Origin of the sequence: Streptomyces sp. NBC_01267, assembly GCF_036241575.1 — a bacterium.
GTDB lineage: Bacteria > Actinomycetota > Actinomycetes > Streptomycetales > Streptomycetaceae > Streptomyces.
The window spans coordinates 5,237,909-5,250,977 of record NZ_CP108455.1 but is presented as its reverse complement, the minus strand read 5'-3'; the positions used below and the strand labels follow the sequence as shown (position 1 = coordinate 5,250,977).

Sequence of the window (13,069 nt, the reverse complement as noted above, 5' to 3'; positions counted from 1 at the left end):
GCGTCCGCACCGCACACAGCCGGGTTACCCAAAAGTACGATGGCGGGGCAGCGACGCACCTGCGTGTGCTTGTTCCACTGTGCTTGTTCAATCATTGGGAGGCGGCGTGACAGCCATCGAGCAGACCGAGGCAGCGCGCCCGCGGGGTACGCGGCTGCCGCGCCGCGCACGACGTAACCAGCTCCTGGGGGCCGCCCAGGAAGTCTTTGTCGCACAGGGCTACCACTCTGCGGCGATGGACGACATCGCTGAACGGGCCGGGGTCAGCAAGCCCGTGCTCTACCAGCACTTCCCGGGCAAGCTCGACCTGTATCTGGCACTGCTCGACCAGCACTGCGAATCGCTGCTCCAGGCGGTCCGTACGGCTCTGGCCTCGACCACGGACAACAAACTGCGCGTGGCCGCGACGATGGACGCCTACTTCGCGTACGTCCAGGACGAGGGCGGCGCGTTCCGGCTGGTCTTCGAGTCCGACCTGACGAACGAGCCCGCGGTGCGTGAGCGCGTCGACCGGGTGTCGCTCCAGTGCGCCGAGGCGATCTCCGACGTCATCGCGGGCGACACCGGACTCTCCAAGGACGAGTCGATGCTGCTGGCGGTGGGCCTCGGCGGTGTGTCCCAGGTGGTCGCCCGCTACTGGCTCTCCAGCGAGTCCGGCATCCCGCGCGACACGGCGGTACAGCTCCTGACCTCGCTCGCCTGGCGCGGCATCGCGGGCTTCCCGCTGCACGGCAGCGACCAGCACTGAGAAATACTGTTCGCTGCGGGCGTGCAGTGCTGACGTCTTACCTGTTCCCGTACCGGGCTAATGTGTGCAGCGTACGGCGCGGCTGACCGCGCATCGCACGACCGTCGGAGGGACATAGCCGTGGAGGTCAAGATCGGCGTGCAGCACGCGCCCCGGGAGATCGTTCTGGAGAGCGGGCAGTCCGCCGAGGAGGTCGAGCGCTCGGTTGCCGACGCGCTGGCCGGCAAGGCACAGCTGCTCAGCCTCACGGACGACAAGGGCCGCAGGGTCCTGGTACCGGCCGACCGGATCGCTTACGTGGAGCTCGGCGAACCGGCGACCCGCCGGGTCGGCTTCGGCGCCCTGTAAGCAGCACACAGCAGCAGGACCCAGCAGGACGAACGACGGGAACGGCCCGGCGGTCAACACGACCGCCGGGCCGTTCCCGTGTGTCCGGCCGGGCCCTGGTGAGGGTTGCGTCCGGGAGCCACCGGGTAGGACCGGGTCAGTAGCAATTCGCCTGGTCACGGAAGGGATGACATGTTCTGGGAAGCCCTCGGCTCCGTTCTGCTCGGCCTCGCACTGGCCTGGTCGGCGGCGCGGACATCGCCGGCCCGACTGCCGGCCCGGCAAGTGGTGCTGGTCACCGGCCCGATCGGCGCCCTGTTCGGCGCCTTCCTCACCCACTCGGCACTCGGCCCCGGCCATCTGCTGGCGACACTGGTGGGCGCCGTGGCCGTGAGCGCCGTGGTGCTCTCGCTGCTCGTGCGTCCGGCGGGGAGGATCCGACGATCAGCCACGATCTGAGTCTCACCCGCGTTCCGGGTACGGCGGCAGCGCCTGCGCCCGGCAGTCCGGCCGGTGCTACGCGGCCAGCCCCAGCGCGGCCATCCGCTTCGTGTGCGCCTCGGTGATCCGGGAGAACATCCGCCCGACCTCCGCCAGGTCGAAGCCGTCGGCGACGCCCCCCACGAGCATCGTGGACAGCGCGTCCCGGTCGGCCACCACCCGCTGGGCCTGGCTCAGTGCCTCGCCCATCAGCCGCCGCGCCCAGAGCGCCAGCCGCCCGCCGACCCGCGGCTCCGCCTCGATCGCCGCGCGCACCTTCTCCACGGCGAAGTTGCCGTGCCCCGTGTCGTCGAGCACCGCGAGCACCAGCTCACGAGTGTCCGTGTCGAGCCGGGCCGCGACCTCACGGTAGAAGTCACTGGCGATCGAGTCGCCCACGTATGCCTTGACCAGGCCCTCCAGCCAGTCCGACGGTGCGGTCTGCCGGTGGAAGTCGTCCAGTGCCTGCGCGAACGGTTCCATGGACGCCGTCGGCTCCACATCGATCGCGGACAGCCGCTCGGACAACCGCTCGAAGTGGGAGAACTCGGCCGACGCCATCTTCGCGAGCGCTGCCTTGTCGGCGAGCGTGGGTGCGAGTTTGGCGTCCTCGGCGAGCCGCTCGAAGGCCGCCAGTTCGCCGTACGCGAGCGCGCCGAGCAGGTCCACGACCGCGGCGTGATACCTCGGGTCGGCGGATGCCGTTTCCCAGCTCTGGGCGGCGATTCCGGTGGGGGCGTTGGCGGTGTCAGGCGTCTCCATGGACCGCACAATAGCGCTCCGCCCCCGAACGACGAATCGACGAGCGGGGCCGGAACGCGCACGGGGAACAGGGCGCCGGAGAGGGTCCGCACAGGCCCGTCCGGTCACTGTGGCCTTGGTCTCCCGATGAATTCACCCAACACAGCTGCGCGATTTGGGGGTACAGTGGTAATGCGCCTGTCGAATGTTTCGGCATGCCATCCGAATGAGGATGCCCGGTCGGTGGCCCGATCGGCTCCACCTGACCGCCCTCACCATTCGATGTGAGGGGCCCCCTCAGCGGCACGAGCGCTTGAGCGAAGGCAGTGGTCCCGCGCCAGACGGCACGGTACGACCCCCTTGTTCGCCTCGGTCCGCGTCTCACAGAAGAGGCAGCACCCTGACTACGTTCCGAGACCTCGGCATTCTGACCGAGACCGCCGAAGCCCTTGAGGCCGTCGGCATCACCTCCCCGTTCCCCATCCAGGAGATGACGCTCCCCGTCGCGCTCTCCGGCTCCGACGTCATCGGCCAGGCCAAGACCGGTACCGGCAAGACGCTCGGCTTCGGACTGCCGCTGCTCGAGCGCGTCACCGTCCCCGCGGACGTCGAGGCGGGCCGGGCCGGGCCCGACAAGCTGACCGACGCTCCGCAGGCGCTCGTCGTCGTACCGACCCGTGAGCTGTGCCAGCAGGTGACCAACGACCTGCAGACCGCCGGCAAGGTCCGTAACGTCCGGGTGCTCGCCATCTACGGCGGCCGGGCCTACGAGCCGCAGGTCGAGGCCCTGAAGAAGGGCGTCGACATCATCGTCGGCACGCCGGGCCGACTGCTCGACCTGGCGGGCCAGAAGAAGCTCAACCTCGGTCACGTCCGGGCGCTCGTCCTCGACGAGGCCGACGAGATGCTGGACCTGGGCTTCCTCCCCGACGTCGAGCGCATCATGGGCATGCTGCCGGTCAAGCGCCAGACCATGCTGTTCTCCGCGACCATGCCCGGCGCGGTCATCGGCCTGGCCCGGCGTTACATGTCGCAGCCCACCCACATCCGCGCGACCTCGCCCGACGGCGAGGGCCAGACCGTCGCGAACATCACGCAGCACATCTTCCGCGCGCACTCCATGGACAAGCCGGAGCTGGTCTCCCGCATCCTCCAGGCGGACGGCCGCGGCCTCGCGATGATCTTCTGCCGTACGAAGCGGACGGCCGCCGACATCGCCGAGCAGCTGGCCACCCGCGGCTTCGCCTCCGGCGCGGTCCACGGCGACCTCGGCCAGGGCGCCCGCGAGCAGGCGCTGCGCGCCTTCCGCAACGGCAAGGTCGACGTCCTGGTGTGCACCGACGTCGCGGCCCGCGGTATCGATGTCGACGATGTGACGCACGTCATCAACTACCAGTCCCCCGAGGACGAGAAGACGTACCTGCACCGCATCGGCCGCACCGGCCGCGCGGGCAAGTCGGGTACGGCGATCACCCTGGTCGACTGGGACGACATCCCGCGCTGGAAGCTGATCAACAAGGCGCTGGACCTGCCGTTCGACGAGCCGGAGGAGACCTACTCCACCTCCGCGCACCTCTACGAGCTGCTGGGCATCCCGGTCGGCACGAAGGGCGTCCTGCCGCGCGCGGAGCGTACGCGCGCCGGGCTCGGCGCCGAAGCGGTCGAGGACCTGGGCGAGACCGGCGGCCGTGGCCGCAAGGCGTCCGTGCCCGCGCCCGCCGTGAAGGAGGAGCGTGCGCCGCGCACGCCCCGCCAGCGCCGCCGCACCCGCAACGGCGCACCGCTCACCGAGTCGGCCGAGGCCGCACCCGCGGTGGCCGTGACCGAGCAGCCCGCGCCCGCCGACGACGCCACGGAGGCCCGCGCACCGCGTCGTCGCCGTCGCACCCGGGCGAGCGCCGACACCCGGACCGCGGTGGCCGAGGCCGCCGTGGTGGCTCCGGCCGCGCCGGTGGCCGAGGCGGAGGCGCCCGCGGTGGTCAAGCCGAAGCGGACGCGTACGACGAAGCCGAAGGCGGCTGCCGCGGACACCGTGGCAGCGGCTCCGGCCGATGCGAAGTCGGCAGAGGCGACCGAGGCGGCGGAGGCGAAGCCGAAGCGCCGCCGTACGCGCACGCCGAAGGCACAGCCGGAGAGCTGAGCCCCGAACGAGCCCTGGTGGCCCGGACCCCGCGTGACGGGGTCCGGGCCACCGGCATGCCGGGGCGAGGTCGTGCCGGGCGAGGGGTGCTCCGCGGAATCACCCCGGCACGCTCCCGCCGCGTTCCCGCCCCAGCGCACTCCCGTTCCGCCCCGCTCCCGCCCCCGCTAGCCTCGTCGCATGAGCAGGCCACCCACCTTCACCCCGCCCCCCGGCACCCACCCGCGCCCCCTCCTGACCTCCCGCGGCACCTTCGCCACCCTGGACACACCGGCCACCGCCCCCCACCAGGGCACCGCGCTCCTGCTGCCCGGTTACACGGGAAGCAAGGAGGACTTCATCGCGATGTTCACGCCGCTCGCCGCAGCCGGTTACCGGGTCGTGGCCGTCGACGGTCGCGGACAGTACGAAACGGCCGGGCCCGACGACCAAGAGGCCTACTCCCAGGCCGAGTTGGCCAGGGACGTACTGGCGCAGGCCGAGGCTCTCGGCGGTGGCGTGCATCTGGTCGGGCACTCGCTCGGCGGCCAGATCGCCCGCGCGGCGGTCCTGCTCGACCCGGCCCCCTTCACCTCACTGACGCTGATCTCCTCGGGTCCCGCCGAGGTCACCGCCGCCCAGCAGCAGAAGATCAGGCTGCTGAGCGAGGCGCTGCCCGTGCTGGACATGGGCAGGGTGTGGGAGGCGATGCAGGCGATGGGACCGCCGCAGGACGCCGACGAAGGCGACCACGAACCGGCCATGCGCCGACGCTGGTTGATGCATTCACCCGCTCAACTCATCGCCACAGGACGGCAGTTGGCCACCGAGCCGGACCGGGTGGACGAACTCGCCGCCGTACCGCTGCCCCAGCACGTCGTGTCGGGCGAGCGCGACGACACCTGGCCGGTGCCGCTGCTCGACGCGATGGCGGTACGGCTGGGAGCCGCGCGGACCGTCGTCGAGGGGGCCGAACACTCGCCCAACACCGACCGGCCCACGCGGACGGCCGAAGCGCTGAGCGCCTTCTGGGACGCCCAGCACGGAGACGTACAGCACGGACACGTACAGCACGGACACGTAGAGCAGGGAGACGCGCAGCGCTGACGCGCGCCACGGAACCGCCCGGACCGGGCGGGGGCGCCGCTCGCTCAGTACTGCGACTGCAGATGGTTCCAGAAGCCGTCCCGCAGGGCCCGTCGCAGATCGCCGTGCCCGCGCAGCGACCGCTGGAGCAGCCGTTCCGCCTCCACCAGCAGGTCCTGGTCCACCGGGCCCGGCAGGTAGGGGCGGCCCGGCAGCAGCTCGGCCAGCGTCTGGCGGCCCCGTTCGGAGAGCCAGGTCGCCGCGATCTGCGCGCCCACGAAGCGGACGTCCTCACGGGACGGCGGGGGCGTGCCCTCCTCGTACACCGTGACCGGACGCCGCACGACGTACGGCTGCCAGAATTCGAGGTCGAAGGTGCGCTGGCTGTCGACCTCCCAGAGCAGCGGTTCGGCCTGGTTGCGGCCCTCCCCCGCCTCGATGCCCCAGAGATGGACCCGCGCGCCGTACCCCTGCGCGGCCTCGACCGCCGAGACCAGGTCCTCGTCACCGCCGACCAGCGCCGCGTCGCTGATCGCCCGGTGTCTGGCCAGCGACTCCAGATCCGTGCGGATGAGCGAGTCGACGCCCTTCTGCTGATTGTTGGCGTTGAGGTTGCCCAGCCGGACCTTGACGTCGGGCAGCTCGGCGATGGACTGCTGCTCGGGGGTGTGGATACGGCGCCGGGCGCCGTCGTACCAGTACACCCGCAGCAGACGGCTGTCCGCGAAGATCGTCCGGGCCTTGTCGATGAAGGCCTCGATCAGCCCCTCGGCGTCGAGGTCGAACGACCGGCGGTCCTCGTTGCCGGTGACCAGCAGACCGGCGGCGGCGTACACATACCCGGCGTCGACGAAGATCGCGTGCGTGGAGGGCGTCTTGGACACCTCGGCGAGCACGCGCTGGAGAAGCTCATTCGTGCGCTGCAGCTGAGCGCTGATATCAGGATCGTTCATACGGGCTTCATTGTCTGTGCCGTCACGGAGCGAGCACAACCTGTCGCCCCCACCCGTGGATACTTAGGCTCGCGAAAATTTTCCTTAGCGTAGGGAATGTTTGCTGGAAGCAACTCGTTGTTCCCTTCGGAACGTGTTGATCCCTTAATGACGCAATCCCCTCTTAACGGGCGGGCAACCGCCCGGACGCAGCGCGGGACGAGACTGACAGGGCCCGCACCAGTAGTTCTCCTAGCAGGAGGATCAGACGAAGGGAGAAGCCTTGCGCTTCGAAATCATGCGACTCGATGACGTCGACGGCACAGCCGTGGACAGCACCGTCGTAGACGCCGCCTCCGTCAACCGGATCGTGCAGCAGGCCGCCGCAATCGGCCAGCGCATCTACATCCGGCCGGCCGACACCTCGGCTTCGTAACACCGTAAGAAGTCAAAGACGAAGCGCCCCCGCACGGACCGTGCGGGGGCGCTGTGCGTTCAGCGGTACGGCGACGCGGGCCGAGAGGCTGCCGGGTGGGCCGCTCAGCCGCCCTTGATGACCTGGGTGATGCCGTTGATGATCTGCTGGACCGCGATGGCCGACAGCATCATCCCGGCGAGCCGCGTCACCAGCACCACACCGCCGTCCTTGATCACCCGGATGATCAGCAGCGAGTACCGCATGGTCACCCAGAGCACCGCGTGCATGGCGATGATCGCTCCCCACACCGACACCTGCTGGGCCGCGGTGTTCGCGTGCTGCACCGCCAGGATCACCGAGACGATCGCACCGGGCCCGGCGAGCAGCGGCATGCCCAGGGGCACGAGGGCCACATTGACGTCCTTCGTCTGCGTCGGCTCGTCCGTCTTGCCGGTGAGCAGATCGAGCGCGATGAGCAGCAGGAGCAGACCGCCCGCGATCATCAGCGCCGGTACGGAGACATGCAGGTAGTCGAGGATCTGCTGGCCGAGCAGACCGAAGACGGCGATCACCCCGAACGCCACGGCGACGGCCTGGCCCGCCATCCGGCGCTGGACCTTGGCGGGGCGGCCCGCTGTCAGGGCAAGGAAGATCGGAGTGATCCCAGGTGGGTCCATGATCACAAAAAGCGTGACAAAAAGGGATCCGAAAACGGCAACGTCGAACACAGTGAGGGCCTTGCTTGCGTGGAGAGGTACGGAGCTTGCGTGGAGGTACGGAGGAAGAGCGAAGGGGAGAGTGAAGCGAGGGAGAGATGTGCCGCCGGGAGCGGCGGCAGGGACTTACGCGGAGTGTCCGCCGGCGCCCGGCACCGGGAACGCGCCGGTCGCGCGCCGGGTGATCTCGCCGTAGACCTCGGGATGCGTCGTACACGCCCCGAGCTCCACGAACTTCCGGCTGCCGTGGTAGTCGCTGGAGCCCGTGGCCAGCAGCCCGAGCTCGTCGGCCAGGACCCGCAACCGTGCCCGGGTGGGCTCGTCGTGGTCCATGTGGTCGACCTCGATGCCGTCGAGACCGCGCGCGGCGAGGTCCGCCACCACCGACTCGGGCACCACCCGGCCCCGCTTGACCGCTTGCGGGTGCGCGAAGACGGTGACGCCACCGGCCTGCTTGACCAGCCGGATCGCGGTGAACGGGTCGAGTTCGTGCTTCTCCGCGTACGCCCGCCCGCCGTCGGCCAGCCACTCGGGGGTGAAGGCGTCGGAGACGGTGTCGACGACGCCGAGCTCGACGAGGGCGGTGGCGATGTGCGGGCGGCCGATCGAGGCGTCGCCCGCGATGCGCGCGACCTGTTCCCAGGTGATCGGGACGCCCAGCCCCTGGAGCTTCTCGACCATGGTCCGGGCGCGCGGGACGCGGTCGTCCCGTACGAGTTCACGCTCGCGCAGGAACTCCGGCTCGGTGGGGTCGAAGAGGTAGGCGAGCATGTGCAGCCCGATGCCGTCGATCCGGCAGGAGAGCTCGGCGCCGGTGACCAGGGTCAGTCCTGCGGGCAGTGCGGCTATCGCCTCGGCATGGCCGCGGGTGGAGTCGTGATCGGTGAGCGCGACGACGTCCAGGCCCGCCGCGGCGGCGTTGCGCACCAGCTCGGCGGGGGTGTCCGTACCGTCCGAAGCCGTGGAGTGGGTGTGCAGATCAATGCGCACGACGCGTGACTCCGGGGCTCAGGACGTGGAAAGGGACAGTCAAGGGTAACTGGCGCGCGGCCCTCCCCCGGTCGGCCGCGACTCCGCCCGGTCGGCCCCGGCCGGGACCTCGGCTCCCGCCCGGTCACCGTGGGCCGGGGGCGCCGCGCGTCAGGACAGAATGCGCGGCGACAGCGCCCCGCACGGCAGCAGATCGACCTCGGCACCGATGCCCCGGAGGTCGGTCAGCACCAACTCGTCGTACATCAGCAGCCCCGACTGCTCGGGCCACAGGACCGCCCACAGCCAGAGCCCGCGCGCCTCACCCGCGAAGACCGCGCGGTCGCCGGGGGACGTGACGTGCCAGAGCGGGGTGGGACGCCCCGCGGCCAGCACCTTCGCCTGCGGGGGCTTGTCGACGTCGATGTACGGACCGGGGTCGGGGCCCTCGATGCCCGCGTACCGCGCGCCGAGTCCGACGCCCAGCTCCTCCGCCACCAGCAGCAGCTCTCCCGTCCCGCCGAGCGGGCCGGGACCCGAACAGGCCACAGCGGTGGCTCTGCCTCCACTGCGCTCGTCGCCCGCGGAGACCACCCCGGTGAACAGCCAGCCGACGGGCAGCGGCCATGGCATCCACACGGGCACCTTCGCACGGTGGACCACGACGCCGAGGCCCTCGACGCTGGGTGGAATCACGGGCTGCAACGGATAGACCGTCCCGTGCACGTCGCACTGCCACGAGTCGGCAAAGAGGCCGGGCGCCCTGACCCGGCCACCACACTTCGGGCAACTGGGTTCGCCCCTCATAGTTCCCAACGGTCCTCCCCGCCCGTCGTCGCGTCAAGACGATCAACCGTCCGCGGCGCAGCTACCGGGACGGGACCGCCTGACCAGCAGAATTAGATGTATGTTGCATTCATTAGCCCACCTAACTTATTGTGTGTATAACGCAACGACCTAGCGGGACAGTTCGGAGAGTTCGGAGAGTGAGGCATCACATGCACGGAGCCGGAGAGGACCCGTTCGACGAAGGAGCCGGGAGCATCCTGCGTCAGCCGATGGCCGTCTGGGCCACGGCGGGCGCGTCCGTCGTGGCCTTCATGGGGATCGGGCTCGTCGACCCGATCCTGCCGTCCATCGCCAAGGGCCTGCAGGCGACACCCAGTCAGGTCTCCCTGCTGTTCACCTCGTACTTCCTGATCACCGCCGTCGCGATGCTGGTCACCGGCTGGGTCTCCAGCCGGATCGGCGGCAAGAAGACCCTGCTGGCCGGACTCGCGCTGGTCGTGGTCTTCGCGGCCCTCTCCGGCACCTCGGGCTCCGTCGGGGAACTGGTCGGCTTCCGGGCCGGCTGGGGGCTCGGCAACGCGCTCTTCGTCTCCACCGCACTCGCCGTCATCGTCGGCGCCGCGGCGGGCGGCAGCGCGGCGGCGATCCTGCTGTACGAGTCGGCACTCGGCCTCGGCATGGCGTGCGGGCCGCTGGTGGGCGCGCTGCTCGGCAATGCCAGCTGGCGCTACCCGTTCTTCGGCACCGCGGCCCTGATGGCCATCGGCTTCATCTGCATCTCGTTCCTGCTCAAGGAACAGCCCAGGCCGGCCCGTAAGACATCCCTGCTCGACCCGATCCGGGCACTCGGACACGGCGGGCTCGCCTCCGTCGCGGGTTCGGCCTTCTTCTACAACTACGCGTTCTTCACGGTCCTGGCGTTCACCCCGTTCGTGCTGAACATGACGCCGTACAAGTCGGGTGCGGTCTTCTTCGGCTGGGGCCTGCTGCTCGCGGTCTTCTCGGTACTCGTCGCGCCGCGGCTCCAGAAGCGCTTCGGGACCCTCAGGGTGCTGGGGCTCTCCCTCGTCCTGCTCGCCGCCGACCTGGTGGTGCTCGGTTACGGCAACCACACGACGGCGATCGTCTGCACGGTCCTGTCCGGTGCCTTCATCGGCCTCAACAACACCGTCTACACGGAGCTGGCGCTCGGCGTCTCGGACGCGCCGCGTCCGGTGGCCAGCGCGGGCTACAACTTCGTCCGCTGGTTCGCAGCAGCCGCCGCGCCGTTCCTCGCCCCGAAGATCGAGGGCTGGACGAACATCCACATCCCGTTCGTGGTGGCCGCGGTCGCCGCGGTGCTCGGAGCGGTCGTGGTCGGGGTCCGGCGCACGGCCCTGAGCCACGAGGCGGAGGAACTCCAGCCGGCCCACGCGACCGAGGACGGGGTCTCGGTCTTCGTGAACTGAGAGCCTTCGTGAGCTGAGAGCCTTCGCGAGCTGATACCCAAGACTCCCGGTGAACCGAGTCCTCGTGAGTCGAGAATCCGCCAACCGGCAGCAGCAGATTGCCGGTTGGCCGTCAGCCGAGCGTGACGGACCTGCGCAGCGGATCGCGCAGGTCCGTTCCGTGTGTCAGCCAGCGCTCCTGGAGCTCCTGCGCTCCGTGCACCCGCTTCCAGGCGGCCTCGTTGCCGGTCATCGGCAGCAGCGGCAGGAAGCGGACCGGATCCAGCGGTTCGTCGAGCTCCAGATCCGCCACGAGTCCCCCGGGTTCGGCGACCAGGACAGAGCTGAACGGGGCGCCGCCCCACAGTGGTTCACCGAGGTCGAGCGAGGCGCCGGGGGCCACCACCACCCCCTCCACCTGCGGGGAAGCGGCGAGTACGGCCAGCGGGCGGAGCACCTGGTCGGTGTCGGCGAGCCCGGCGCGTACCGAGAGCACCAACTCGGCGCGGGGGCCCTTTACCGGGTCGGCGAGGGTGGCCGTGGGGTCGGCCATCGGGTGCGCGGACATTCCCAGCGTGGCGTACCGGACGAGTGCCGGGTCGCCGGAGTCCACGAAACGCAGCACCTCGATCCGGTCCGTACCCAGGAACGTCACTGCCGCGCGAGCGTCCGGTTCACCCAGCGCCGAGCGCAGTCGGGCTTCCACCAGAGCGAGAACATCTCCCATGGGCCGAGCATAGAGCGCGTATCGAACGGGCAAAGTGGGGGCTTGACACTTCACTCGCCTGATAGTCTTGGCCGCTGGTCAGGGCAGTATGAACGTCCCCTACGGGGGACCGGCCGGAGGAGGTGGGACTGCAATGGATCGAGATCCGAGTCGACCGTGCAGTACGAGCCGCTCTTCCGTGCACTCCCTGTGTTCGCCGTGATCTGAGTTATCCGTAGATCCGAGACCCTGCCTACCCGGCTCCCATGCTGGGAAAACGCTTGAGTCTCATGGCATTTCGCACGCCGGAAGAGCACACCGCTTCTGTCTGATCCGTGTCTGTAGCGAACGCCGTCACCGCGACGCCGCGGTTCCGCCCGCTTTGCGGACGTATGAGACCAACACCTCGATACGCCCCCATTCCGGGCAGTGCCACGCTCGCCGACGGCCTCTCCGTGAAGGAGCCCCGCCATGTCGATGATCCGTGACCTGCGCGCAGCGGTCCGCCCGGCCCTGCGCAAGAGCAGCACCACGCACAGCAATTACGACCCCACCCGTGACCCCTCCGCCAGCAGCGCCGTGGTGGACTGCGCGGTCTACCGCGACGGCGTACGCCAGCACAGTCAGGGGTGCCTGACCCCGCGTGAAGCGCTGAAGTCGGTGCGCGCGGGGGGCGGATTCGCCTGGATCGGGCTGCACGAGCCGACCGAGGAGGAGTTCTCCGGGATCGCGGCCGAGTTCGAACTGCACCCGCTCGCCGTCGAGGACGCGGTCCACGCCCACCAGCGGCCCAAGCTGGAGCGGTACGACGACACCCTCTTCACCGTCTTCAAGACCATCCACTACGTCGAGCACGCCCAGCTCACCTCGACCAGCGAGGTCGTCGAGACCGGTGAGGTGATGTGCTTCACCGGGCGGGACTTCGTCATCACCGTCCGGCACGGCGGACAGGGCTCGCTGCGCGCCCTGCGCCACCGCCTGCAGGAGGACACCGAACTGCTCGCCAAGGGCCCGTCGGCCGTACTGCACTCCCTCGCCGACCAGGTCGTCGACGGCTACCTCGCGGTCGCCGCCGCCGTCCAGGACGACATCGACGAGGTCGAGATCGATGTCTTCTCCGAGCCCGCGAAGGGCACTTCGCGCGGCACCGACGCCGGGCGCATCTACCAACTGAAGCGTGAGGTACTGGAGTTCAAGCGCGCGGTGTCGCCCCTGCTGCGGCCGATGCAGCAGCTGAGCGAGCGCCCCATGCGGCTGATCGACCCGGACATCCAGAAGTACTTCCGTGATGTCGCCGACCACTTGGCCCGCGTGCAGGAGCAGGTGGTCGGCTTCGACGACCTGCTCAACTCGATCCTCCAGGCGAACCTGGCGCAGGCGACGGTCGCGCAGAACGAGGACATGCGCAAGATCACCGCGTGGGCGGCGGTGATCGCCGTTCCGACGATGATCACCGGGGTCTACGGCATGAACTTCAAGTACATGCCCGAGACCCAGTGGCGATTCGGCTATCCCCTGGTGATGGGCGGGATCCTGGTCGTCTGCCTCGCCATCCACCGCACGCTCCGGCGCAACGGCTGGCTCTGAGCAGCCCGCTGTGCGGCGGCGGCT

At 69.9% G+C, this 13,069-nt stretch carries 14 protein-coding genes; 8 read left to right on the top strand and 6 right to left on the bottom strand.

The window, feature by feature from the left end:
• Positions 1-106 precede the first annotated feature (106 nt).
• From OG709_RS24130 to OG709_RS24120, 3 genes are all read left to right on the top strand, one after another.
• Positions 107-748: a TetR/AcrR family transcriptional regulator gene (locus OG709_RS24130; protein WP_250298051.1), complete on the top strand. Its 642-nt coding sequence runs from the start codon at positions 107-109 to the stop codon at positions 746-748.
• 120 nt (positions 749-868) lie between these two features.
• Positions 869-1,096 carry a DUF3107 domain-containing protein gene (locus tag OG709_RS24125; RefSeq protein WP_250298052.1) on the top strand — a complete coding sequence of 76 codons (228 nt, stop codon included), beginning with the start codon at positions 869-871 and terminating at the stop codon, positions 1,094-1,096.
• A 171-nt stretch (positions 1,097-1,267) separates the two neighbouring features.
• Positions 1,268-1,534 (top strand): hypothetical protein, encoded by a 267-nt coding sequence (locus OG709_RS24120; RefSeq protein ID WP_250298053.1) that lies wholly within the window; start codon positions 1,268-1,270, stop codon positions 1,532-1,534.
• A gap of 57 nt (positions 1,535-1,591) precedes the next feature.
• Here OG709_RS24120 and OG709_RS24115 read toward each other — a convergent pair whose 3' ends face one another.
• Positions 1,592-2,317, bottom strand: a complete 726-nt coding sequence (locus OG709_RS24115; RefSeq protein ID WP_266640940.1) for a ferritin-like fold-containing protein — start codon at positions 2,315-2,317, stop codon at positions 1,592-1,594.
• 469 nt (positions 2,318-2,786) lie between these two features.
• Here OG709_RS24115 and OG709_RS24110 point away from each other — a divergent pair, with 469 nt between their 5' ends.
• Together OG709_RS24110 and OG709_RS24105 are read left to right on the top strand one after the other, a co-directional pair.
• Positions 2,787-4,436, top strand: a complete 1,650-nt coding sequence (locus OG709_RS24110; protein WP_266640942.1) for a DEAD/DEAH box helicase — start codon at positions 2,787-2,789, stop codon at positions 4,434-4,436.
• A 180-nt stretch (positions 4,437-4,616) separates the two neighbouring features.
• On the top strand, positions 4,617-5,522 hold the full coding sequence (locus OG709_RS24105) for an alpha/beta fold hydrolase (protein ID WP_329167674.1): 906 nt from the start codon (positions 4,617-4,619) through the stop codon (positions 5,520-5,522).
• A 44-nt stretch (positions 5,523-5,566) separates the two neighbouring features.
• On the opposite strand, the gene OG709_RS24100 is transcribed toward OG709_RS24105, so the two are convergent.
• On the bottom strand, positions 5,567-6,454 hold the full coding sequence (locus OG709_RS24100) for an NYN domain-containing protein (protein ID WP_250298056.1): 888 nt from the start codon (positions 6,452-6,454) through the stop codon (positions 5,567-5,569).
• A 262-nt stretch (positions 6,455-6,716) separates the two neighbouring features.
• On the opposite strand from OG709_RS24100, the gene OG709_RS24095 reads away from it, so the two are divergent.
• Positions 6,717-6,869, top strand: a complete 153-nt coding sequence (locus OG709_RS24095; RefSeq protein WP_167359504.1) for a hypothetical protein — start codon at positions 6,717-6,719, stop codon at positions 6,867-6,869.
• Between the two features lie 104 nt (positions 6,870-6,973).
• Here OG709_RS24095 and OG709_RS24090 read toward each other — a convergent pair whose 3' ends face one another.
• The 3 genes from OG709_RS24090 to OG709_RS24080 all read right to left on the bottom strand — a co-directional run bounded on the left by OG709_RS24090 (position 6,974) and on the right by OG709_RS24080 (position 9,343).
• A complete protein-coding gene (locus tag OG709_RS24090; RefSeq protein WP_250298057.1) occupies positions 6,974-7,579 on the bottom strand; it encodes a MarC family protein in 606 nt (201 codons plus the stop codon).
• A 114-nt stretch (positions 7,580-7,693) separates the two neighbouring features.
• A complete protein-coding gene (locus OG709_RS24085) occupies positions 7,694-8,557 on the bottom strand; it encodes a PHP domain-containing protein (RefSeq protein WP_250298058.1) in 864 nt (287 codons plus the stop codon).
• A gap of 150 nt (positions 8,558-8,707) precedes the next feature.
• Positions 8,708-9,343: a DUF6758 family protein gene (locus OG709_RS24080; protein ID WP_250298059.1), complete on the bottom strand. Its 636-nt coding sequence runs from the start codon at positions 9,341-9,343 to the stop codon at positions 8,708-8,710.
• A 191-nt stretch (positions 9,344-9,534) separates the two neighbouring features.
• On the opposite strand from OG709_RS24080, the gene OG709_RS24075 reads away from it, so the two are divergent.
• The gene (locus OG709_RS24075) at positions 9,535-10,773 is read left to right on the top strand and encodes an MFS transporter (RefSeq protein ID WP_250298060.1); all 1,239 of its coding nucleotides are present in this window, start codon (positions 9,535-9,537) and stop codon (positions 10,771-10,773) included.
• Positions 10,774-10,885: 112 nt separating this feature from the next.
• Here the strand turns inward: OG709_RS24075 and OG709_RS24070 are convergent, their stop codons facing one another.
• Positions 10,886-11,479 carry a suppressor of fused domain protein gene (locus tag OG709_RS24070; RefSeq protein ID WP_329167673.1) on the bottom strand — a complete coding sequence of 198 codons (594 nt, stop codon included), beginning with the start codon at positions 11,477-11,479 and terminating at the stop codon, positions 10,886-10,888.
• A gap of 450 nt (positions 11,480-11,929) precedes the next feature.
• Between OG709_RS24070 and OG709_RS24065 the strand changes: the two genes are divergently transcribed.
• Positions 11,930-13,045, top strand: coding sequence for a magnesium and cobalt transport protein CorA (locus OG709_RS24065; protein WP_266640954.1), 1,116 nt, complete (start codon positions 11,930-11,932; stop codon positions 13,043-13,045).
• The last annotated feature ends 24 nt before the right edge of the window (positions 13,046-13,069 follow it).